The following is a 20,845-nucleotide window of genomic DNA, read 5'->3' on the forward strand; positions in this document are numbered from 1 at the left end:
CATTTCCTCCGACGCTGCCTGTGCGCGGCTGTTTATGTGCTTCTTGCGCGCCAACGTCGAAAGCCATTGTTGCCGCCAATCGGCATTTTGGCAATGGGGCGAGGGCAATGCGTGTTTCGCCCTGCCATGGCCGAAAGTACAATGATCCGGCTTTGCGCTGCGCTGTTTTTTACGGCTTGTGCGGTGTACGAATAACGCATGGCCGAAGCCAACACCGCGTCGGCAGCGTGATGACCAAGGTGATACCCAGGGAGGATTCATGTCGGACGTTTCGTTGATGGTGAACGGAAAACAGGTCCGCGGTGCGGCCGAGGACCGGACGCTGCTGGTTCACTTCTTGCGGGAGAATCTCGGTCTCACCGGTACCCATGTCGGTTGCGACACCTCGCAATGCGGCGCCTGCGTCGTCCATGTCGACGGCAAGGCGGTGAAATCCTGCACGATGCTCGCGGTGCAGGCGTCCGGATCGAGCGTGGTGACGATCGAGGGGCTTGCCAATGGTGCCGACCTGCATCCCGTGCAGACGGCGTTCAAGGAGCATCACGGACTGCAATGCGGCTTCTGCACGCCGGGCATGATCATGACGGCGACCGACATGATCAAGCGCCACCCCGAGGGCCTCGACGAAGCGACGGTGCGCGCAGAGCTCGAGGGCAACATCTGCCGCTGCACCGGCTACCACAACATCGTCAAGGCGATCCTCGCCGCATCGGAGGGGATGAGCGGCAAGGTCAGGCAAGCGGCGTGAGAAAAGTTGAGTAGTGAGTAGTCGGTACGAACCGGCGCCGATCTCCACCACTCACTACTTCCTACTCACTATTTCGGGAGGAATTTCTGATGGGCATTGAAGGTGTTGGCGCTCGCGTGGCGCGCAAGGAAGACAAGCGGTTCATCACTGGTGCCGGCCGCTATGTCGACGACATGGTGGTGCCCGGCATGAAGCATGCGGCCTTCGTGCGCAGCCCGCACGCGCATGCCCAGATCGTGAAGATCGACGTCGACAAAGCTCAAGCCATGCCGGGTGTTATCGGCGTGCTGACCGGCAAGGAGCTGAAGGCCGATGGCATCGGCAATCTCATCTGTGGCTGGATGATCCATTCCAAGGACGGCTCCCCGATGAAGATGGGAGCCTGGTCGCCGCTGGCGGTCGACAAGGTTCGCTATGTCGGCGATGCGGTCGTCGTCGTGGTCGCCGATACCAAGGGCCAGGCGCGCGACGCCGCCGAAGCGGTCGAGATCACCTACAATGAACTCGAGGCGGTGGTGGATGCGACGAAGGCGCTCGAAAAGGGCGCTCCGCAACTCCATCCGGAAGCCGAAAACAACCTGATCTTCGACTGGGAGATCGGCGACGCCAAGGCGACCGACGCGGCGATCACCGCGGCTTCCCACGTCACCCGCATGAAAATCGTCAACAACCGGCTGGTGCCCAACGCCATGGAGCCGCGGGCAGCGCTGGGCCACTATGACAGAGCGGAAGACCACTATACCTGCTGGACGACCTCGCAAAACCCGCATGTCGCCCGGCTGGTGATGAGCGCCTTCTACAACATTGCGCCGGAAAACAAATTGCGCGTCATCGCGCCCGATGTCGGCGGCGGTTTCGGCTCCAAGATCTACATCTATCCAGAAGAAATCGTCTGCCTGTGGGCGTCCAAGAAAACCGGCGTGCCGGTGAAATGGGTAGCCGACCGCACCGAAAGTTTCCTTTCCGACGCGCATGGCCGCGACCATGTCTCGACAGTGGAAATGGCCTTCGACAAGAACAACAGGATCACCGGCCTCAAGGTCGACACGTTGGCCAATCTCGGCGCCTACATGTCGTTGTTCTCGTCCTGCGTGCCGACCTATCTCTACGCGACGCTGCTGTCGGGTCAATACAATATCCCGGCGATCCACGCCAATGTCCGAACGGTCTATACCAACACGGCACCCGTCGATGCCTATCGCGGGGCAGGGCGGCCGGAAGCCACCTATCTCATCGAGCGCACGATGGAGACCGCGGCGCGGGAACTCGGCGTGTCGCCGGCGGAGCTTCGGCGAACCAACTTCATCACCACGTTTCCGCACCAGACGCCGGTCATCATGAACTATGACGCCGGTGACTATGGCGCCTCGCTCGACGCGGCCATGGAGGCCGCCGACTATGCCGGCTTTGCCGGGCGCAAGGCGGAGGCCGCCAGGAACGGCAAGCTGCGCGGCATCGGCATGAGCTGCTACATCGAAGCATGCGGCCTGGCGCCGTCGGCCGCGGTGGGCTCGCTCGGCGCGGGCGTCGGCCTTTGGGAATCGGCCGAGGTGCGCGTCAATGCCGCCGGCACCATCGAGGTGCTGACCGGCTCGCACAGCCATGGCCAGGGCCATGAGACGACCTTCGCGCAACTGGTCAACGAACGGTTTGGGGTGCCGATCGACAGCGTCTCGATCGTCCATGGCGACACTGACAAGGTGCAGATGGGTATGGGTACCTACGGCTCGCGCTCGGGCGCGGTCGGAATGTCGGCGATTGCCAAGGCGCTGGACAAGGTCGAGGCCAAGGCCAAGAAGATCGCGGCGCACCTGCTCGAGGCCGACGAGGGCGACATCGTCATCGAGAACGGCGCGCTGAAGGTCGCCGGCACCGACAAAAACGTGCCGTGGTTCCAGATGGCGCTGGCGGCCTATACCGCTCATAATTTGCCCGGTGGCATGGAGCCGGGATTGAAGGAGACGGCGTTTTACGACCCGTCCAATTTCACCTTTCCGGCCGGCTGCTACATCTGCGAGGTCGAGATCGATCCGGAGACCGGAACGACCGAGATTATCCAGTTCGTCGCGGCCGACGATTTCGGCAACATCATCAACCCGATGATCGTCGAGGGCCAGGTGCATGGCGGCATCGCGCAGGGCATCGGCCAGGCACTGCTCGAAGGCGCCCACTATGATGCCGACGGCCAGCTTCTGACAGCGAGCTACATGGACTACACCATGCCGCGCGCGGATGACCTGCCTTCGTTCAAGGTCTCGACCTCGAACACGCCGTGTCCGGGCAATCCGCTCGGCATCAAGGGCTGCGGCGAGGCCGGCGCTATCGGCTCGCCGCCGGCGGTGATCAACGCCATCACCGACGCCATAGGAATCGCGGATATCGCCATGCCGGCTTCGCCGTCTACGGTGTGGGCCGCGATCCGTGCGACGGCGAAGCACTGAAAAAAGGAGAGTGAGTAGTGAATAGTGAGTAGTGAGTAGTGAACAAAAACGCGGTTGCCGCGGCAATTGATCACCCGCTATTCACCACATTACCGACCAATGCCTACTCACTAATCACTACTGACTACTGACTATCCACTCTTCACCAGGGAGAGCCTCCAAATGTACGCAGTCAATTACCACCGCGCCGCCTCAGTCGCCGATGCCGCGAAGCTCGTCACGGGCGGCGACGCCAAGTTGCTGTCGGGCGGCATGACCCTGATCCCGGCCATGAAGACGCGGCTGGCGGCCCCCTCCGATGTCGTCGACCTGTCGCGGATCAAGGAATTGCAAGGCGTGACAGTGTCCGGCAGGGCAGTCACGATCGGCGCCGCCACCACGCATTTCGATGTTGCCAGCGACGACAGGTTGAAACAGGCCTGCCCGGCGCTCGCGCATCTGGCATCGCTGATCGGCGATCCGGCAGTGCGCTATAGGGGCACGATCGGCGGCTCGATCGCCAACAACGACCCTGCGGCCGATTATCCAGCGGCAATGCTGGCGCTAAATGCCACCATCATTACCAACACGCGCCAGATCGCGGCCGACAAGTTCTTCACAGGCCTGTTCGAGACGGCGCTGGAGGACGGCGAAATCCTCACGGCCGTCACCTTCACCGCACCGGCAAAGGCAGCCTATAAAAAATTCCGCAATCCGGCCTCCCGCTACGCCATTGTCGGCGTGTTCGTGGCCAAGGGTGAGGACGGCGTCAGGGTGGCCGTGACCGGGGCCGGCGACGATGGCGTCTTCCGCTCGAAGGAGATCGAGGCCGCGCTCGCGAAGGACTTCGTGGCTTCGGCGCTCGACGGCGTCAAGGTGCCGGCGACCAAGCTGATGAGCGATATCCACGCTTCCGCCGACTACCGTGCCAATCTGGTCGCGGTCATGGCCAAGCGCGCGGTGGCCGCCGCCAACGCCTGATTCCTTCCTGCTCCTGTCAGGCAGGAGAGGGACTTCTCGCCCCTTTTCCGCAGACGGGCGCATTGTGGCAATCTCGCACTTGCACAAAGCGATATTGCACTGCACTATGCCGGCGATCAAACGCGAGCCGGGTTCGGAGTGTTCATCACGACCTGCGACCCTATTCGCATGTTTCAATGCGAAGGGAGCGGCATGACCGACATCTCCGCGACGCATGTTGTGCCGCCAAGATCCGTCGCCGACAGATCCGGCAGGACAAGACTGGCCTATCTCGACGGCTGGCGCGGGCTTTCGATCGCGCTGGTGCTCATTGGCCATTTCTTTCCCGTTGCAGGGATCAATCTCGGCGTACTGGGCGTCGAATTCTTCTTCGTGCTCAGCGGCCGGCTGATGGCCGAGATCCTGTTCGTCGAGCGCTACCCGCTGAAGAAATTCTTCAAGCGCCGCTTCTCCCGCATCTATCCCGCGCTGCTGGTGTTCGTGATCGTTTCGATGATTGCGCTGTCGGGCACGTTCGTCGCCTTCAAATGGAAGGCGGCGCTGACGGCGCTGACATTCACCTACAACTATGCCGGAATTCTCGTGAACCGCGCCGGCGCGCTCGACCACATCTGGTCGCTCTGTGTCGAAGAGCATGCCTACATCATCCTGGCAGCGATCAGCGCACTTGTCGCAAGCCGTAGCCGCGTCATCCCGCTGCTCCTGGTGCTGGCGGTGCTGGCCATGGCAAACGGTGCGGTTTCGTACTGGTTCCTGCACATGGACTACGAGACCACATACTGGCGCACCGACGTGCATATTGCGTCGATCCTGCTGTCGGCCGCCATCTGCCTGCTGAAGACCGAAGGCAAGCTGCCGGCCCTGTTGAAGGGCCCTTATGTGGCGGTGGCGGCGGCCATCGCGGCGGTGCTTCTGTTCATGGACCCGGTACCAACCCCGATCCACTATCTGGTCGCCGTGCCGCTCCTGGCGCTTGCCGTCAACGCTCTCGATTTCAGCACGAGATTGTTTTCTGGACTGCTGTCGTCCTGGCCTATGGCGACGCTGGGTCTATGGTCCTATTCGCTCTATCTGTGGCAGCAGCCATTCTACAAATTCGTCTATGAGCGAGGCAGCGACCCATGGCTGATGCTGGCTGGGGTCTTTACCTGCGCGCTCTGCAGCTATTATGTCATCGAGCGGCCGTCGCGTGAGTGGCTGAACCGCAACTGGTGAGTGACGCCGCAGTGTCCCTCCCTTGCGTTGCCTAGCGGCCAAGGTCAGCCTCGCTCGATGCCGCCTGTCCGGCAGCTTGTTTGGTAAGTTCGTCCTAATATAGCCAGGGGTGACCTGGCGATCTGCTTGCCGGATAGCCCAATGTCCTTAGACATTGGTATTATGGCAGCTATTCCTTGTTGTCCCGCCCCGTGCTCCGCCTAGTTTATACGAATCGGAGCATTGCATGGGAGGATGGAATGGCAACGACCAGGGAAAACGCTGGCGGCTGGCTCGACCGCTCGCGCACGATCGCCGAGCCCGGTTTCAGCAGATGGATGGTGCCGCCGGCGGCGTTGTGCATTCATCTTTGCATCGGTCAGGCCTACGCGTTCAGCGTCTTTAACCTGCCGATGTCGAAACTGATCGGTATCACCGATTCGGCGCCCGACGACTGGAAGCTGACCGGACTCGGCTGGATTTTTTCGATCGCGATCCTGTTTCTTGGCCTCGCGGCAGCCTTCGGCGGCGGTTGGCTGGATCGCGTCGGCCCGCGCAAGGCGATGGTCGCGGCCGCCTGCTGTTTCGGTGGCGGTTTCATCGTGTCGGCGCTCGGCGTCACCTTGCATCAACTGTGGATCATCTATCTCGGCTACGGCGTCCTGGGCGGCATCGGCCTCGGGCTCGGCTACATCTCGCCGGTCAAGACGCTGATCACCTGGTTTCCCGACCGGCCGGGCATGGCGACCGGCATGGCGATCATGGGGTTTGGCGGCGGAGCCTTCATCGCTTCGCCGCTTTCGGTCTATCTGCTGAAGCTGTTTTCGACCCCGCAGCATATCGGTGTCGCCGAAACCTTCATCGTGCTGGGCATTGTCTACTTCATCTTCATGCTGATCGGCGCTGTCATCGTCAGGGTGCCGCCCGATGGCTGGCGTCCGGCCGGCTGGACGCCGCCGACGACACAAAACACGATGGTGACAACCGCCAACGTCCATCTCGACGACGCGTTGAAGACACCGCAGTTCTGGCTGTTGTGGGGCGTGCTGTGCCTCAACGTGACGGCCGGCATCGGCGTCCTCGGCCAAGCCTCCGCCATGAGCCAGGAGATGTTCCCGGGACGCATCACGCCGGCCGCCGCCGCCGGCTTCGTCGGCCTGCTATCGATCTTCAACATGCTCGGCCGCTTCTTCTGGGCGTCGACCAGCGACTATATCGGCCGCAAGACGACCTACGCGGTCTTCTTCGTGCTGGGCGTGATCCTTTATGCGGTGGTGCCGTGGACGGGCCAGTCGGGCAACGTGTTCCTGTTCGTGCTGTTCTATGGCGTCATCTTGAGCATGTATGGCGGCGGCTTTTCCACCATTCCGGCCTATCTGCGCGATGTCTTCGGCGTGCGGTATGTCGGTGCCATCCATGGCCGCCTGCTGACGGCGTGGTCGGTGGCGGGCGTGCTGGGGCCGGTCCTGGTCAACTACATCAGGCAGTACCAGATCGATGCAGGAGTAGCGAAGGCCGATGCCTACACGGTCACCATGTACATCATGGCCGGCCTGCTCGTCGTCGGTTTCCTGCTCAACCTGATGATGCGGCCGGTGGATGCACGGTTCCACATGAAGGCCGAACCGGCTGCAGCGTAAGGAGAGTGATCATGGCGCAAGACAACAGCAATTCTGTCAAATTGGTCCTTGCCTGGCTGCTGGTCGGCATCCCGCTGTTGTGGGGGTTCTGGACGACGCTGGTCAGTGCAGCGGCGTTGTTCCAGTAGCGGCAGAGACCTGGAAAGGAGCAGCGCTCAGGCGATGATCCGCCTGACGTAGTAGCGCACCGCCTTCTTGCCGCCGTGGATCACCGCGTCGCCGACCTCGGTGAAGCCGAGCGCGGCATGGAAGGCGTCCGAAGCCGGGTTGGGCGGGTCGGCATTGACCTCGCATGTGACCAGTGCGTGGCCGGCGCGCGTGGCGTGCTCGAACAGGTCCTGGTAGAGCAGGCGGGCATGGCCGCGGCCACGAGCTTGCGCGGCCACCACGACGCGATCGACATAGACGAAGCGCTCGTAGCGTTCGCGAAACCAGAGAAAATTCGGACTGTCGTACCGGGCCCCCTGATCGAAGGTCATGATGAAGGCTTCGAGCGCGCCGATGCGGCGCGCATAGAACGCCTCGCCAAGCAGGAAGGACAGGCGCTCGGGCTCAAGCCAGGACAATTCGGCGGCATGCTCGTTGTTGAGCGCGAGTATGGCCGCTTCGTCGCTTTGCGAGACACGGCTGATCGGGGAGAGAGCGGTCATGCCTTGGCCGCCGCGATCGTCGCTGCCACAAGCGGCGTATCGGTGAGCGTATTGCGATACTCGCGGTCGAGATCGGAGCCACCCATGCCGACCTTGGGATTGCGGTAGCGCATGGCGCTGGGCACGTCCTTAAGGACGGCGAAATGCATTTCGGACAGTCCGGTCCTTTGCCGCACCTCGGCAATGTTGCCGAGATCGAGCCCGCCGCAGCCGAGAATGACGATGCGGTCGCCCCCCTGTCGCACCAGGTCCGCCAGCAGCGACAGGCCCTCCATCGCCGTGTCGCGTTGGCCGCTGGTCAGCACGCGGCCGACCTTGCAGCGGATCAGCGCTTCCAACGCCTCGGCCGGGTCGCGCGTCATGTCGAAAGCGCGGTGACACGTGACGTTAAGGCCGCCGGCGGCCTCCGTCAGTTCGCTCATGCGGCGCTCGTCGATGGTGCCTTCGGCGGTGAGGCAGCCGAACACCACGCCGGGCACGCCGAGGTCGCGCAGGGCGGCTACGTCGGCCAGCATCGAACGGTACTCGGTTTCGCTGTAGAGAAAATCGCCGCCACGCGGCCGCACCATGACATGGAACGGCACAATCGCCTGGTCGAGCGCGGCGCGCACGGTTCCCAAGCTCGGCGTGATGCCGCCTTCGACGAGGCTGGCGCACAGTTCGACCCTGTCGGCGCCGCCGGCCTGTGCGGCCAGAAGGCCATCAATGCCCTCGACACAGATTTCGATCAGCGGCGGGCGGGCTTCTTCAGTCAAGGTGTGATCCTGTCCATGATGTTGTGAGAAGCCCGTAGCACCCGCGCGGCGGGCGCGATAGCAGGAACGGCACGGCGCATTGGACCAGGGGGCATTTCCCTGCTTGACAGTCTTATAACTACATGGTTATGAGTTAACCCATAGCCATCGAGTTATTGATCGCGAGCGGTGGCTCGACGACGACTAAGAGGAGCACGGCATGACACAGACCAAATCGATCGTCGTTGAACGGCTGATTCCGCATTCGGCGGAGAAGATATGGCGTGCGCTGACAGTGCCCGAACTCGTCGCAGAATGGCTCATGCAGAATGACTTCGCGCCGCAAGAGGGGCATCGCTTCACGTTCCGCGCTTCACCGGTACCGGGCTGGTCCGGGGTGACGAACTGCGTCGTGCTGAAAGTCGAGGCGCCACGCCTGCTTGCCTATAGCTGGGGCGACGGAAGCGAATCCGACAGCGGACTGAAAACCGTGGTGACCTGGTCGCTCACGCCTGAGGGCGCGGCGACCCGGGTGCGGATGGAGCACTCGGGGTTCCGGCCGGCCGACGAGCGTGGATATGTCGGCATGGGAAGCGGCTGGCCGCGTATTCTTGAGCGACTTGAGCAGGTGGCTGCGAAGCAAGGCTGAGCGCCGACTCTCCTCGACCAACCGGTCGCCATGGCCGGCGAACCACAACAAGTCTCCCGGATGCGCCGCTCCCGGGCATGGCAAACCGCGCCGTGACCAAACTTTTCAAACGGAGAAACACCATGGAAGCCAGGCTCAAGAACCCCGTGATGCTCATCCCCGGCGCCCTGCAGGCGCTGCTGGCGCTGGACAAGTCGACCGAGGCGGCCGATTTGCCCTATGTGACGCGCAAGCTCGTCCATCTGCGCGCCAGCCAGATCAATGGCTGCTCGGTCTGCGTCGACATGCATGCGCGCGAACTCAAGAAGGCTGGCGAGAAGGACGAACGCATCTTTGCCTTGTCGGCCTGGCGGGAGACGCCGTACTTCACCGATGCCGAACGCGCCGCGCTTGCCCTTGCCGAAGCCGGCACAAGGCTGGCCGACAGAACGGATGCCGTGACGGACGAGGTATGGGACGAGGCCGCCCGGCACTATGACGAAAAGGCGCTTGCCGGGCTCGTCATCCAGATCGCCGTGATCAACGCCTTCAATCGGCTGAACGCCACGACACGCCAAATGGTCGGCGCCTGGGGCTAAGGCCGCGCGAAGGCGAGCCGTGCCACGGTGCAATGGCGGCTGGACTCGCGGTGCACCAAACCTGCTTGCCTAGCCCGGCCGGGTCGCGGCCGGCGGCAATTCGAACAGTTTGGCGCCATTTTCCTCGCCGCGTTCGACATAGCCGATGGTGCGAAACCATTTTGCGATTTCCGGTCCCGTGAGCCAGCTGCGGGAGTGAATAGGGAGATTGCCGGCGAGCGCCTGGATCTGCCTGATATGCCGCCTGCAGAAACGCACGGTCGCGGCCCTGAAAAAGCCCTCGCGCGCGGCGAACAGCGTGTCCGCGGCGTCGCCATGCTCGTGCCAGGCGACGATCGCTACGGTCCCGTCGTTGTCGACAAGGGCATGGGCGCGGCCCTCCTTCAGGTTCATCATCAGATTGTCGTAGGCGACCTTGCTGTCCTTGCCGGCGGCGATGTATTCGTCGGACATGCGCTTGGACAAATGGCGAAACACGTCTTCCAGATCGCCGACCGTCGCTGTTCGTGCTCTCATTTCTGCTCCTTGAGCCCCGGCAGGGAGTTTGCTCCAGGAAAAGGCATTCACCAAGCAAAGGGATTTCGCGAAAAACCCAACGGGGGGAATCCGGTTCCGCCGGTAAGGCGGGCAACCGGCATAGCATCGTCAGCCCGGTCGTGCGGAACCGGATGTGAAGAGCTGGGCCAACACTTAACGCGGCGCGCTCCCGTGGCGAGACAGTTCGAGGAGCCGGAGCAGCGGTGGCTTACTGGCGCAAAACCGTGTTCTTGGTGCCTTCCTCGACCTGGTCGATCACCAGCAGCTTGACCGGGCCTTCACCGATATTGGTGGCCTGATGCCACTGCCCGATCATCTCGATGATGAAATCGCCAGTCTTGTAGGTGTTGCTGTTGCCGGTCTCGACATTGGTGACCTTCAACGTGCCGGCCTCGACATAGGCGTAGCGCGGGAACGGATGCTTGTGCACCGGCAAGGTCGCGCCCGGCGCTATGTCGTAGGTCGACACCAGCACCTGCACGTTCTTCTGCGGCAGCGTGATCGGCTGGCCGGAAGCGGTGGTCGTGCGCGAGGCGAGGGGTGTCACGACGACGGGTGTGCCGCTGCTGTCCAGCGCATGAGCGCCGGTCGCGAACGCCGCAGCCGCCAGCAGCAATGCCGATGCCAGGACTTTTCGCATGATTCCTCCCCAAACCGCCGCATCTATCGCGCCGCGAAGGCCGGTGCGCAAGCATGTCCCTGACGAATCTGATTGGACTCGCTGGCCTGGACGTGGCGGGCGACGTGTCAAATCGCTGCGGTAAGCTGGATCTCGACACGGATCTCGGGCAAGGCGAAGCTCGCCCCGACCGTGGCGCGTGCCGGGGGCTCCACGCCGTCGAGCCATGTGACCCAAGCCTTGTTCATCGCGTCGAAGTCTTCGACATCCCTCAACCAGATCTGCGCGAACAGCAGCTTCGATCTATCCGAACCGACGCTCGCCAGAAGGCGATCCGCCTTTTCCAATATCTCCTTCGTCTGGTCAGACGTGCCGGTTTTCTTGTCATCGGCCGTCAAGCCCGAGAGATAGGCCGTGCCGTTGTGAACGACGATACGGCTAAGCCGTTCGTTCTTGTCGAATCGTTCGATGTTCCCCATGGCGGAGGCCCCTGGTTGCGTTGGTCAAAAGCAGGCCGCCGTACGCAATCCAGCGGTCTGCTGAGCGGGATCAGACGTGCGCGACAGCGGAGCGCTGGGCGTGGGCCTGGAAGAAGCGTTGCGGACGAAACGTTTCCATTTCGTCATGGATTTTGCCGCGCACGACTTCGTCGGCGACCACCTTGCCCAATTGCGGGCCAATGGTCACACCACTGTGCGTTACGGCCATGTAGTGGCCGACGATATCCGGCATGGCGCCGGCACAGGTGTAGCCGTCCTCCGGGAACGGCCGGACCGTCGTGCGAATGGCTTCCACACCTGCGTCGCGGAGCGAAGGCAGGACCTTGGTCGCCGCATCCAGGAGCGTCGCCGCCTCGTTCCCGGCAGGGCTGAGCACCTCCGGCTTCTCCAGGGTCATGTCCACCGAGACCTTATGGATCATGATGCGGCCCGCTCCGTCGGGACGGATATCCAGATCGTCGGCATGCAGCTGGCTGCGGAGCGTCAAGGCCACCGGCGGGGTGAAGGCGAGCACGCCTATGGTCGAGGAAAGTGGAATACCCTGGGCATCGCCGAGCCTCTCACTAGACCAGCCGCCGGTGCAGCTCACGACGGCATCCGCAGGGTGTCGGTCTCCGTTCGCCGTCCGAACTGCCCGTACGCGCCCGCTTTCGGTCTCGATCTCGGTCACGCGGGAACCGAGTTTGACCTGTGCTCCCCAGCGCTCCTTCGCCGCCCGCAAAAGCCAGGCCGAGTAGAGCACCGGATCGACCCAGCCTTCTTCCGGATAGTAGGAGATTGGACAATCACCGAAGGCAGAGACATCGATATCGGGCTCCATCTCGGCGACGCGCTTCTTCTCGATCCACTCGACGCCGTAGCCCCATTCCTTCATCTGCCTGAAGTTCTCGAAATAATCGTCCATCGACTCCGGCACTGTTCGCCAATCGAAACTGCCGGTCTGGGTGAACCAGGGAGCGACGCCGAAGTCGCGCTTGAGTTCAAGATGGGCGCGCATTCCCGAGACGTTCAGATCGAAATACGGCCGGGGCTGCTTGGTCGTCGCATTTGTCCAGGCAAAGCTTACCGCCGACGTGCCGCCTGCTATCCGTCCGGCCTCCAGCACGACGACGCTTGCTCCCGCCTTGGCGCATTCATAGGCGGCGGAACTGCCGACGATACCGGAACCGATGACCACGACACGCATAAAGATGACCTCCAAAAATTCCCGAGCTAATGACGTCATCCGATACGAGTAATCTCTGAAAGACGAATCGATGCAAATGCCGCTATATCGTTGAGAGATGTTGCTGGAGTTCTTGACAGTACTGCTGACGCCGCTCTTCTTAATTCGATCGGCGCCTGCGATGTGTTTGCAACCCCGCACAACATCCTCGGTTGCCTGAAAACATTGCAATGGGTGCCAACTGCGGTCAATTGAACTGGTCGCTGCCGTTCATGGCCAAAAGTTATGAACCAATGTCCCAGCCATCTGCGGCTGCCCAGGTCGGCCCATTAGCCCGCACGGGCAACTTCTCGTGCGAAGTTATCAAATTCGGGCGCAACCGTTTGCGAGAGCAATGCTACGCTTATCGGCGCATCGGGGATCGCGGAATGGAAGAGACTGCACGGTGAGTGGCGAGCCGGAATTCCTCCTGATCGACAAGAACGCGATCCGGGACATTTTGAGCCTATCCCTGGCTCTTGAAGCGACCGAGGCCGCACTGCGCAAAACATCGAGCGGCATGGCGCGCCAGCAGATCAGGCGCACACTTGAGCTGCCGGGTGCGGCCGGGAGTTGTCTGTCGCTTATGTATGCTGCGCTGGATGACCGGCCGCTGTTCGGGGCGAAGGTGCTTTCCGTGTTTCCTGACAATTTCGCGCATGGGTTCGCGTCTCATCGCGGCGGTGTCTTCCTGTTCGACAAGGATCATGGACGGCCTGTAGCCTTGATCGACGGGGGAGAGCTTACGGCTTGGCGGACCGCGGCGGCCAGTGCTGTCGCGACCAGGGCACTTTCGCGCGAAGACAGCACCACGCTGACACTGTTCGGATATGGCGAGCAAGCGCGCCGGCATGTCGCGGCTATTGCGGACGTCCGGCCGATCCATGCGATCCATGTTTGGGGTCGCGACTTTGCAAAGGCGCAGCACTTCACCGAGGAGCAGTCAGCCGCCGGATTCCAGGCGAAGGCACATCGCGACCCTGGCGAGGCCGTTCGCGAGGCCGACATCATCTGCACCACGACATCTTCCGAAAAGCCGGTGCTGTGCGGCGAATGGCTTCCGCCTGGTGTCCATATCAATGCGGTCGGGGCGAGCGTCGCTTCATGCCGCGAGCTCGACCTCGACTGTGTGCGCAGAGCGCAGATCTGGGTCGACTACCTGCCTATGGCGCTGACGGCCGCGGGAGAACTGATCGAGGCGATTGAAACCGGCGTGATCGGCGTCGATCATATCCGTGGCGAGGTCGGCGACGTGCTGGCAGGTGCGAAACCCGGCCGCACTGGCGACGATCAGATCACGCTTTTCCGGTCTCTCGGCGTTCCCGCGCAAGACATCGAGCTTGCCAATCTTGTCTATATCTCCGCCCGCAACGCCGGACTCGGCACCTCAATTGATTTCAGGTTGTGATGCCATGCTGAGCTGCCAACGAGATCTCTTCTCCATTCCCCGCGAGACAGCTTATCTGGATGTCGCATACATGTCTCCGATCCCGACCGCCGCCGTCGCGGCCGGCGAGGCCGGCGTCAGGGTGAAAGCCGAACCCTGGAAAATGACCATCGCCTCTTATTACGACGAGGTGGAAGAGGCGCGGCAGCTCGCCGCATCAATGGTGGGCGCCGATGCCGATGAGATCGCCATTGTGGCCGCCACCAGCTATGGCATGGCTATCGCAGCCGCCAACGTTTTGGTTGCGGCAGGTTCGGCCATCCTTCTGATGGAGAACGAACACACCTCGCACAGATATGTCTGGTATGACCTCGCGCAACGCGCCGGCGCCTGCGTTGATATCGTCCCGCAACCAGCCGACGGCGACTGGACCAGCGCGATCGTATCGGCAATCCAAGACTCGAGCCGTCCCATCGCGGTCGTTGCGGGGACGCTGGTGCATTGGTTCGAGGGCGTGGCGATCGACCTGGAGGCGGTGGCCGCCGCCACACGGGCAGCGGGCGCCAGTCTTGTCGTTGACGGAACCCAGTGGGTTGGCGCGATACCCTTCGATGTCCGGCGCGTCCGACCGGACTTTCTCGTCTTTGCCACCTACAAGTTCCTTCTGGGGCCATATCGCCTCGCATTCCTTTACGCCGACCGGCGTTGGCACACAGAGGGGCGCACTCTGGAGCATCATTCATGGAACCGGATGGGCGGGGACAAATCGGACTTCTACAAGGTGGCCGTGGCCGAGTTTCTTCCCGGCGCGCGGCGGTTCGACATGGGGGAACGCTCCGATTTCGCGGTCCTGCCCATCGCAATCGCCGCAATGAAGCTCATCCGCGGCTGGACCGTCGGGCGCGTGTTTGAGCGCCTGCGTCACCTTAATGAGCTTGTCTGGGCGCAGGCGGAAAGCAGAGGGCTGCCGGTCGCGCGTCCGCGACACCCAACGCCCCATATCGCGATCCTCGACATAGGGGGCCGTCTCGCGCCGAATGCGGCACAAGAGCTGAAGCGGGCTGACGTGCACGTCACGCTGCGCGGCACGAAGATGCGCGTGTCGCCGCATGTCTACAATGACGAAGCCGATATCGGCCGCCTGTTCGAATGCCTGCCGCTCCGCTAGAGGCTTTCAGCGGTGAATGAAAACAGTTCTGTCGGCCTGGCGGCGAGGACCCAGGGCGGTGATTCCTGCCTCTACGCCGTTCATAAAGCTTCGCGTCGTCTGGATGAGATGCTCGGTGAAGGCGTCCGCCGCGGTCGATGCAATGACACCCCAAGGCCGGTAGACGCTGAGGTTCAGATCGAGACGTGGCCGGAAATCCCTGATCTCGATCGGCAGGTCGCGTGCCAGCCACGCCGAAAGCCTGTCGACGACGCTCACGCCCGCCCCGGACGCGACAAGGGCGATGCACGCACTGGACAGGCTGGCCTCTATCTTCAACAGACGTCCCACTCCGCGTTCTTCGCACAAGGCATCGAGCTGCTGCCGCATCGGATCAGCGGAGCCCATCGAGATGAAGTCGAGACCGTCGAGATCTTCCGCCTGCACCACGTCGAGCTCGGCCAGACGGTGACCCGCCGGCATAACGCAAACCGGTGGGGTCGCTGTCAGCGCTCGCCTGACGATTGAAGAATTCTCGTCCGATGCCGTTACGCCTATTCCGATGTCGAGCTGATTGCGGCTCGCCCGCTGCACCACCGTGGCGGAGCTGCGGATATCCAGGGAAATCGACACGGATGGATGCTGTTTTGAGAAGCTCGTGATGATGGACGGCAGCAGCGTGGACCCGAAGGCCGGGAGCGCGCAGATGTTCAGCCTGCCACTTCGCAACTCGCGTATTTCCCTCGCGGCGCGCGAGATGCCGCGCGCGGACTCGAAAACGCGCTTCACCTCGGCATAGAGCATGTGCGCTTCAGGAGTGGGGATCAGCCGCTGCCGGCTTTTCCTGAACAGCTGGAAATCCGCCTTCTCGCTGAGTTGCTGGAGCATCTTGCTGACAGCCGGCTGCGTGATGTCAAGTGCGTCGGCCGCCTTGGTGGTTGTTCCATGCAGCATGACCGAAGCGAAGACCTCGATCTCGCGAGGCGTAAACTCTGCCTCCTTCGTGACGGTGTCCTTTTCGCCAAATTTCATGCCCGCTTACCTTGCCAGGCAGCTGATCGCTGTGCCGAAACAGCGAGCTGCGAACGCCAAGATTAATGGGAAGGGTCGGATGTTCCAAGAGGCGCGCGAAGGAAGTTTATTCCTGGAGGTTATGAACTTTCAGCGATTTGGCGGAACTGATTTCAGTTGCTTGTCAACATTTCGGCGAGATCGAGCAAACCGGCGTCCTGACCCGGACCTGCGGCCAGTTGCACCGACACCGGAAGCCCGTCAGGAACCGGCAAAGGAATAGCCAACGCCGGCATGCCAAGCATATTTGCCCAGCGGCGGAAGCGGCCGCCGGCCAGTCCCCACGGCACCATTTCCCCATCCACCTCGGTAAGTTCGTCGGAAAGCCGCGGCGCCGATCCAGGCGCCGTAGGAATGGCAAAAGCGTCCAGGCCCGCGATTTTCTCCAGAAACCGGCCTCGCACGCCGTTACGGATTTCGATGGCGCTATCATAGGCGCCGGCATGGATGCGAATGCCGCCCTGCAGGAATGAGTGAACCGCGTCGCCGACCATGTCCGGCTTCTGCTCGATTGCATTGCGGTAGATTCGCGCGAACTCACATTGGAGGATTGTCAGTCCCGCGGCAACGAACGCCTCCCTGTCGTCGAAGGTGATCTCGACCGTGCGCACTTCAGGACGATCGAGCATGGTAGCCAACGCGATATCGACTGACGTGTCGACGTGAGCGCCAAGCAGTTCGGGGCAGATGCCGATCGTGATGCCCGTTGTCGTTTTGCTGCCCCCGCTTGCCGACGGGGCGAGCCGTTTTCCGGCAAGCGCCTCGGTCATCAGGCGAACGTCCCTGACCGAGCGTGCAAGAACGCCGACGCAGTCCAGCGAAGGCGCTATGCTCATGACGCCCTGCACGGCGATCAGATCATTCGTCGGCTTGTAACCGAACAAGCCGGTTGCAGCAGCCGGGGATCGGTTTGACCCGCCGCTGTCCGTGCCAACCGCTGCCAGGCAAAAACCGGCCGCGACCGCTGCGGCCGACCCGCTGCTCGTGCCACCTGTCCCACGGTCCGGATCAAGCGGGTTGGCGACCTTGCCGTGCCAAGGATTGTCGTGGCCGCCGACGCACAGTTCGTGCAGGTTCGTCTTGCCGATGATGATGGCGCCGGCCGCCTGAAGATTGGCAATGCATGTTGCCGTTTCCGTCGCGACGTGATCCCGAAACAACCGGGAGCCAGCCGTTGTCGGCCAATCCTTGACGTCGATAACGTCTTTGACCGCGATCGGCACGCCATGCAGCGGGCCGCGCCTGTGACCGGATCTGATTTCGCGTGTGGCCTGAAGCGCGGCGTCCAGGGCATCAGCTTCGGCCACGAAAATCATCGCCTTGATGTGTTCATTCAGTTCCTGGATGCGATCGAGGCAACCCTCCATGATTTCCACGGGCGACAGGCCGGCAGCGATCTTTTCGCTCATCTCCTCGATGGACCGGCAAGGGCTGCTATTCATATGACGACCTTAGAGCGAACGCACCGGACCGACCGCATTGCGGCCGGCCATCCCGGAACCAGCCGACGATGCCACATCAGAAATTTGGTGGACAGTCGCGAGCTTATTCCCGTGGGCGCGGGACTATCGCTGAAAACTCATAGGCGCGATCAATGGCGGCGTCGTGAACCGTTCAATTCAGCCCTGTCCTCGCACGCGCCGATCAATGAGCGCCGATCGTTTGCCGGTCGCCGGACTGCGTCACTCGAAGGGGCTATCGTCATAACTATTGGTGATGAACCGCACGGCAGGGGGCATTAGATCGAGATCATTTGAACTGTTAGCGTTTTCAAACACCGCCCTGAAAGAAGGTCGACTGAGCCGAATGGCCAAGTTCGCATCGCCGACATCCGAACCAGTCCACGATGCTCGATGCTGCCGGCTGGCCACGGGCCGACGTCGAAAGATCGGCAGATGCCCGGCTACCAGCATCATCATTGCGGAAGATACAAATCCACATAAACAAAAAGGGGAACAATCATGAAAAAGCTTGCACTCGCCTTGTCACTGATCGTGGCGGTATTTGGCGCCGCCAATTCATCGTCGGCGGCCGACGATGTCATCCGTTTCGGTGTCGCCGCGGAGCCATACCCGCCTTTCTCCGTCAAGGATGCCAGCGGCACCTGGCAGGGCTGGGAAATCGACCTGATGAATGCCGTTTGCAAAGAGATGAAGGCGAAATGTGAGATCGTCGATATCGCCTGGGACGGCATCATTCCCGCGCTGTTGGCCAAGAAGTTCGACGTCATCTGGAGCTCGATGTCGATCACGGACAAGCGCAAGGAGGTGATCGATTTCACCGACAAGTACTACTATTCGCCCAACGTGCTTGTCGGCGCCAAGGCGGATACGCGGCAGTTCGACGTGACCAAGCCGGAGACATTCAAGGGGATTGCGGTCGCGGCACAGAGTGCCAGCCTGCAGGCGACCTACATGCAGGATAAGTTCAACGGCATTGCCGAAGTGAAGATCTATCCAACACTCGATGACGAAATCGCGGACATCCAGGCCGGACGCGTGGATCTCATGGCTGCGGCAGGCATCCAGATCCAGGATTTCTTGAAGAAGCCGGAGGGCCAAGCTTATGAAATCAAGGTGACGCTGCCGCATGAGAAAATGTTTGGATACGGCGACGGCGGCGGCCTGCGCAAGGAAGACACCGCTCTGAGGGACCGCCTCAATGCAGCACTCAAGGCGGTGCGCGCCAGCGGCGAGTACGAGACGATCACCAAGCGCTATTTCGATTTCAACATTTACGGCGATTGATCATCTGGTTCAGGCCCGGGGGACGGCCGGCCCGGGGCGGCCGTCGCCATCTTCATTGAACTGGAACGCGCTGTATGAACTCGACCGTGTCTTGGGCAACCCTGCTCAGCTTCGGGGACAAGGGCTGGGGCGACGAATTGCTTCTTGGCGCTTGCCTGAGCCTTGGAATTTCGATCAGCGCCTATCTCGTGGGCCTGACCCTCGGCCTCATGGGTGCGGTGGCCAAGATCTCGAAGAACCGCGTGGCGGTCTCCGCAGCCGTTGCCTATACGACAATCATCCGGTCCGTACCGGACATTCTCATCATATTTCTCGTCTACTATACCGCGACGGACGCGTTGCGCTGGGCCGTGAGCCTGGCGGGACTGACTTCCGAATTCCAGGTCAATGGGTTTGTCGCCGCGACGCTGTCGCTTGGGATCGTTCAAGGCGGCTACAGCACGGAGGTCCTGCGCGGCGCGATCGTGGCCATCCCGCGAGGTCAGGTCGAGGCAGCCTATTCACTCGGTCTGACACGGCGCCAGACCTTCTTCCTGGTGACCGTGCCGCAAATGGTTCCCCTGGCCTTGCCGGGGCTTGGCAATTTGTGGCTGGTCGTCTTGAAGGAAAGCTCACTGGTCAGCCTGATCGGTTTTACCGAGCTCGTTCTCGCCGGCAAGATGGCTGCCGGCGCGACGCGCGATTACTTCATGTTCTATTGCGCGATCGCGTTCGTGTTCCTCGCCATGTCGGGCATATCGGCGATGCTTTTCCATGCCCTCGAAACAGCCACCGTCCGTGGCGGGAGGCGGGGCTAGCGTGACTGAGTTTGGAGCCTACCTCGCCAATCAGCTTCTGGCCGGCGCCCAGGTCACCATAATCCTGTTCCTCGGCTGTGCGGTGGTCGGCAATTTGCTTGCTATCCCGGTTGCACTGGCCCGGTTATCCAACAGGAAATGGCTGCGATATCCTGCGGTTGCGTTTATCCTCGCGTTCCGGGGGACCCCGCTCCTGGTCCAGCTTTACCTCTGCTACTTCGGTATCGGCCAAATTCTCTCGGGGATCCCCTCGATCCGCTACAGCCCGCTCTGGCCCATTTTGCGAGGCGCGGACTTCTATGCGTTTTTTACCCTTTCCCTGAACACCGCGGCCTACTGTGGCGAGATTTGGAGAGGGGCGATACAGGCCATTCCAGAAGGGCAGCGTGAGGCCGGCCAATCGCTTGGCCTGTCGAAAACACGGATCATGATTTCCGTCCTTCTCCCGCAGGCTTTCAGGTTGGCTTTGCCGGCGATCGGCGGCCAGAACATCCTGCTTTTGAAGGGGACCGCACTGGCGTCGACGATCACGGTCTTCGAACTGATGGGCGCGGCGAACCTCGTTCGCGCGCAGACATTTCGGGTCTACGAGCCTCTGTTCGCCGCCGCGCTAGGATATTTCCTGCTGGCGGCATTGATCACTATCGGCTTTGGTTTCTTCGAGAGACGGCTTGCTCGACAACATTGAGCGGAACGGATCGGTGTATCGAGCCGCTGCGTGGAAGGCGACGTGACCTTCAGGCACGCCGAATTCGACATAGAATCGCGCCGCTTCGATGACCTCGCCAAATCCCGTTTTGCAAGCAGCGGCTATTTCGTCGCGGAACTGATCCCACTCTGTCGGGGCCGTTCGCGCGCTTGACCGCGTCGGACAAAAAACTTCTCGGCCCCTACATGAACCGCAGGGTATTTCTTTAGCGCCTCCTGGTAAGTGGCACCAAGCGGGCACGAGGTGTTCTCGCGTGCCCAAAATGGTCCAAAGTTCTCCAGGGATTTTGCGCCTGTAGCCCCATCCGGCCTTGCCGCGCTTCTGAATGTGGTTCACGCCGATCGTCATAGCCCAGTGTACCCCGCAGTGTACCTCTGGGAGGCGGAAACCCTTGCAGTGCTTGGGTTTAAAGACATTTCTGGTGCCCTTCCCGAGAGATGGGTGACAGTTCATTCCGGATAGATGGGTTACACTTTCGGCCCTTTGCAAGGAGAGCAAGGTGCCTTGGAAGGAGTGTAACGTCATGGAAGAGC

Annotated in this window: 20 protein-coding genes; 12 read left to right on the top strand and 8 right to left on the bottom strand. The window is 61.8% G+C overall.

Going from position 1 to position 20,845, the window contains the following annotated elements; genetic code table 11:
• Positions 1-259: 259 nt before the first annotated feature.
• The 5 genes from FJ428_RS18630 (at position 260) to FJ428_RS18650 (ending at position 6,983) form a co-directional block, all read left to right on the top strand.
• Entirely contained in the window at positions 260-748 is a 489-nt protein-coding gene (locus FJ428_RS18630; RefSeq protein ID WP_140495727.1) for a (2Fe-2S)-binding protein, read from the top strand.
• A gap of 89 nt (positions 749-837) precedes the next feature.
• Positions 838-3,189, top strand: coding sequence for a xanthine dehydrogenase family protein molybdopterin-binding subunit (locus tag FJ428_RS18635; RefSeq protein WP_140879927.1), 2,352 nt, complete (start codon positions 838-840; stop codon positions 3,187-3,189).
• Between the two features lie 162 nt (positions 3,190-3,351).
• Positions 3,352-4,149: a xanthine dehydrogenase family protein subunit M gene (locus FJ428_RS18640; protein ID WP_140879928.1), complete on the top strand. Its 798-nt coding sequence runs from the start codon at positions 3,352-3,354 to the stop codon at positions 4,147-4,149.
• Positions 4,150-4,341: 192 nt separating this feature from the next.
• On the top strand, positions 4,342-5,364 hold the full coding sequence (locus FJ428_RS18645) for an acyltransferase (protein ID WP_140879929.1): 1,023 nt from the start codon (positions 4,342-4,344) through the stop codon (positions 5,362-5,364).
• 239 nt (positions 5,365-5,603) lie between these two features.
• Complete coding sequence (locus FJ428_RS18650; protein WP_140495731.1) at positions 5,604-6,983, top strand: OFA family MFS transporter; 1,380 nt, start codon at positions 5,604-5,606, stop codon at positions 6,981-6,983.
• 155 nt (positions 6,984-7,138) lie between these two features.
• On the opposite strand, the gene FJ428_RS18660 is transcribed toward FJ428_RS18650, so the two are convergent.
• Positions 7,139-7,633 carry a GNAT family N-acetyltransferase gene (locus FJ428_RS18660; RefSeq protein WP_140521049.1) on the bottom strand — a complete coding sequence of 165 codons (495 nt, stop codon included), beginning with the start codon at positions 7,631-7,633 and terminating at the stop codon, positions 7,139-7,141.
• Positions 7,630-8,388, bottom strand: coding sequence for a copper homeostasis protein CutC (locus FJ428_RS18665; RefSeq protein WP_140555124.1), 759 nt, complete (start codon positions 8,386-8,388; stop codon positions 7,630-7,632). Before FJ428_RS18665 ends, FJ428_RS18660 begins: the two co-directional genes overlap by 4 nt.
• A 199-nt stretch (positions 8,389-8,587) precedes the next feature.
• Here FJ428_RS18665 and FJ428_RS18670 point away from each other — a divergent pair, with 199 nt between their 5' ends.
• Together FJ428_RS18670 and FJ428_RS18680 are read left to right on the top strand one after the other, a co-directional pair.
• Positions 8,588-9,016, top strand: a complete 429-nt coding sequence (locus tag FJ428_RS18670) for an SRPBCC domain-containing protein (RefSeq protein ID WP_140495735.1) — start codon at positions 8,588-8,590, stop codon at positions 9,014-9,016.
• 122 nt (positions 9,017-9,138) lie between these two features.
• On the top strand, positions 9,139-9,594 hold the full coding sequence (locus FJ428_RS18680) for a carboxymuconolactone decarboxylase family protein (protein WP_140495736.1): 456 nt from the start codon (positions 9,139-9,141) through the stop codon (positions 9,592-9,594).
• Positions 9,595-9,663: 69 nt separating this feature from the next.
• Here the strand turns inward: FJ428_RS18680 and FJ428_RS18685 are convergent, their stop codons facing one another.
• From FJ428_RS18685 to FJ428_RS18700, 4 genes are all read right to left on the bottom strand, one after another.
• Positions 9,664-10,110: a hypothetical protein gene (locus tag FJ428_RS18685; protein WP_140521047.1), complete on the bottom strand. Its 447-nt coding sequence runs from the start codon at positions 10,108-10,110 to the stop codon at positions 9,664-9,666.
• Positions 10,111-10,339: 229 nt separating this feature from the next.
• On the bottom strand, positions 10,340-10,771 hold the full coding sequence (locus FJ428_RS18690; protein WP_140495738.1) for a cupin domain-containing protein: 432 nt from the start codon (positions 10,769-10,771) through the stop codon (positions 10,340-10,342).
• A gap of 107 nt (positions 10,772-10,878) precedes the next feature.
• Positions 10,879-11,229, bottom strand: coding sequence for a RidA family protein (locus tag FJ428_RS18695; RefSeq protein WP_140517162.1), 351 nt, complete (start codon positions 11,227-11,229; stop codon positions 10,879-10,881).
• Between the two features lie 70 nt (positions 11,230-11,299).
• Positions 11,300-12,646, bottom strand: coding sequence for an FAD-binding oxidoreductase (locus FJ428_RS18700; RefSeq protein ID WP_224519171.1), 1,347 nt, complete (start codon positions 12,644-12,646; stop codon positions 11,300-11,302).
• Positions 12,647-12,860: 214 nt separating this feature from the next.
• Between FJ428_RS18700 and FJ428_RS18705 the strand changes: the two genes are divergently transcribed.
• Both FJ428_RS18705 and FJ428_RS18710 read left to right on the top strand, forming a co-directional pair.
• Positions 12,861-13,862: an ornithine cyclodeaminase family protein gene (locus tag FJ428_RS18705; protein WP_181167332.1), complete on the top strand. Its 1,002-nt coding sequence runs from the start codon at positions 12,861-12,863 to the stop codon at positions 13,860-13,862.
• A gap of 142 nt (positions 13,863-14,004) precedes the next feature.
• Entirely contained in the window at positions 14,005-15,009 is a 1,005-nt protein-coding gene (locus tag FJ428_RS18710) for an aminotransferase class V-fold PLP-dependent enzyme (RefSeq protein ID WP_224519170.1), read from the top strand.
• A gap of 6 nt (positions 15,010-15,015) precedes the next feature.
• Here FJ428_RS18710 and FJ428_RS18715 read toward each other — a convergent pair whose 3' ends face one another.
• Both FJ428_RS18715 and FJ428_RS18720 read right to left on the bottom strand, forming a co-directional pair.
• Positions 15,016-16,020, bottom strand: coding sequence for a LysR substrate-binding domain-containing protein (locus FJ428_RS18715; protein WP_140495740.1), 1,005 nt, complete (start codon positions 16,018-16,020; stop codon positions 15,016-15,018).
• Between the two features lie 152 nt (positions 16,021-16,172).
• The gene (locus tag FJ428_RS18720; protein WP_181167333.1) at positions 16,173-17,468 is read right to left on the bottom strand and encodes an amidase; all 1,296 of its coding nucleotides are present in this window, start codon (positions 17,466-17,468) and stop codon (positions 16,173-16,175) included.
• A gap of 552 nt (positions 17,469-18,020) precedes the next feature.
• Between FJ428_RS18720 and FJ428_RS18725 the strand changes: the two genes are divergently transcribed.
• From FJ428_RS18725 to FJ428_RS18735, 3 genes are all read left to right on the top strand, one after another.
• Positions 18,021-18,806 carry a transporter substrate-binding domain-containing protein gene (locus tag FJ428_RS18725; protein ID WP_140495742.1) on the top strand — a complete coding sequence of 262 codons (786 nt, stop codon included), beginning with the start codon at positions 18,021-18,023 and terminating at the stop codon, positions 18,804-18,806.
• 74 nt (positions 18,807-18,880) lie between these two features.
• Positions 18,881-19,603, top strand: a complete 723-nt coding sequence (locus tag FJ428_RS18730; RefSeq protein WP_140517154.1) for an ABC transporter permease subunit — start codon at positions 18,881-18,883, stop codon at positions 19,601-19,603.
• A 1-nt stretch (position 19,604) separates the two neighbouring features.
• Positions 19,605-20,291: an ABC transporter permease subunit gene (locus FJ428_RS18735; protein WP_140564104.1), complete on the top strand. Its 687-nt coding sequence runs from the start codon at positions 19,605-19,607 to the stop codon at positions 20,289-20,291.
• Positions 20,292-20,845: the final 554 nt, after the last annotated feature.

This window comes from Mesorhizobium sp. B2-8-1 (assembly GCF_006440955.1).
GTDB lineage: Bacteria > Pseudomonadota > Alphaproteobacteria > Rhizobiales > Rhizobiaceae > Mesorhizobium.

Bases quoted from the DNA above. Each gene is read 5' to 3' on its own strand.
- FJ428_RS18630 (WP_140495727.1), top strand. From the start codon at position 260: ATGTCGGACGTTTCGTTGATGGTGAACGGAAAACAGGTCCGCGGTGCG.
- FJ428_RS18635 (WP_140879927.1), top strand. From the start codon at position 838: ATGGGCATTGAAGGTGTTGGCGCTCGCGTGGCGCGCAAGGAAGACAAG.
- FJ428_RS18640 (WP_140879928.1), top strand. From the start codon at position 3,352: ATGTACGCAGTCAATTACCACCGCGCCGCCTCAGTCGCCGATGCCGCG.
- FJ428_RS18645 (WP_140879929.1), top strand. From the start codon at position 4,342: ATGACCGACATCTCCGCGACGCATGTTGTGCCGCCAAGATCCGTCGCC.
- FJ428_RS18650 (WP_140495731.1), top strand. From the start codon at position 5,604: ATGGCAACGACCAGGGAAAACGCTGGCGGCTGGCTCGACCGCTCGCGC.
- FJ428_RS18660 (WP_140521049.1), bottom strand. From the start codon at position 7,633: ATGACCGCTCTCTCCCCGATCAGCCGTGTCTCGCAAAGCGACGAAGCG.
- FJ428_RS18670 (WP_140495735.1), top strand. From the start codon at position 8,588: ATGACACAGACCAAATCGATCGTCGTTGAACGGCTGATTCCGCATTCG.
- FJ428_RS18680 (WP_140495736.1), top strand. From the start codon at position 9,139: ATGGAAGCCAGGCTCAAGAACCCCGTGATGCTCATCCCCGGCGCCCTG.
- FJ428_RS18685 (WP_140521047.1), bottom strand. From the start codon at position 10,110: ATGAGAGCACGAACAGCGACGGTCGGCGATCTGGAAGACGTGTTTCGC.
- FJ428_RS18690 (WP_140495738.1), bottom strand. From the start codon at position 10,771: ATGCGAAAAGTCCTGGCATCGGCATTGCTGCTGGCGGCTGCGGCGTTC.
- FJ428_RS18695 (WP_140517162.1), bottom strand. From the start codon at position 11,229: ATGGGGAACATCGAACGATTCGACAAGAACGAACGGCTTAGCCGTATC.
- FJ428_RS18710 (WP_224519170.1), top strand. From the start codon at position 14,005: ATGACCATCGCCTCTTATTACGACGAGGTGGAAGAGGCGCGGCAGCTC.
- FJ428_RS18715 (WP_140495740.1), bottom strand. From the start codon at position 16,020: ATGAAATTTGGCGAAAAGGACACCGTCACGAAGGAGGCAGAGTTTACG.
- FJ428_RS18720 (WP_181167333.1), bottom strand. From the start codon at position 17,468: ATGAGCGAAAAGATCGCTGCCGGCCTGTCGCCCGTGGAAATCATGGAG.
- FJ428_RS18725 (WP_140495742.1), top strand. From the start codon at position 18,021: ATGAAAAAGCTTGCACTCGCCTTGTCACTGATCGTGGCGGTATTTGGC.
- FJ428_RS18730 (WP_140517154.1), top strand. From the start codon at position 18,881: ATGAACTCGACCGTGTCTTGGGCAACCCTGCTCAGCTTCGGGGACAAG.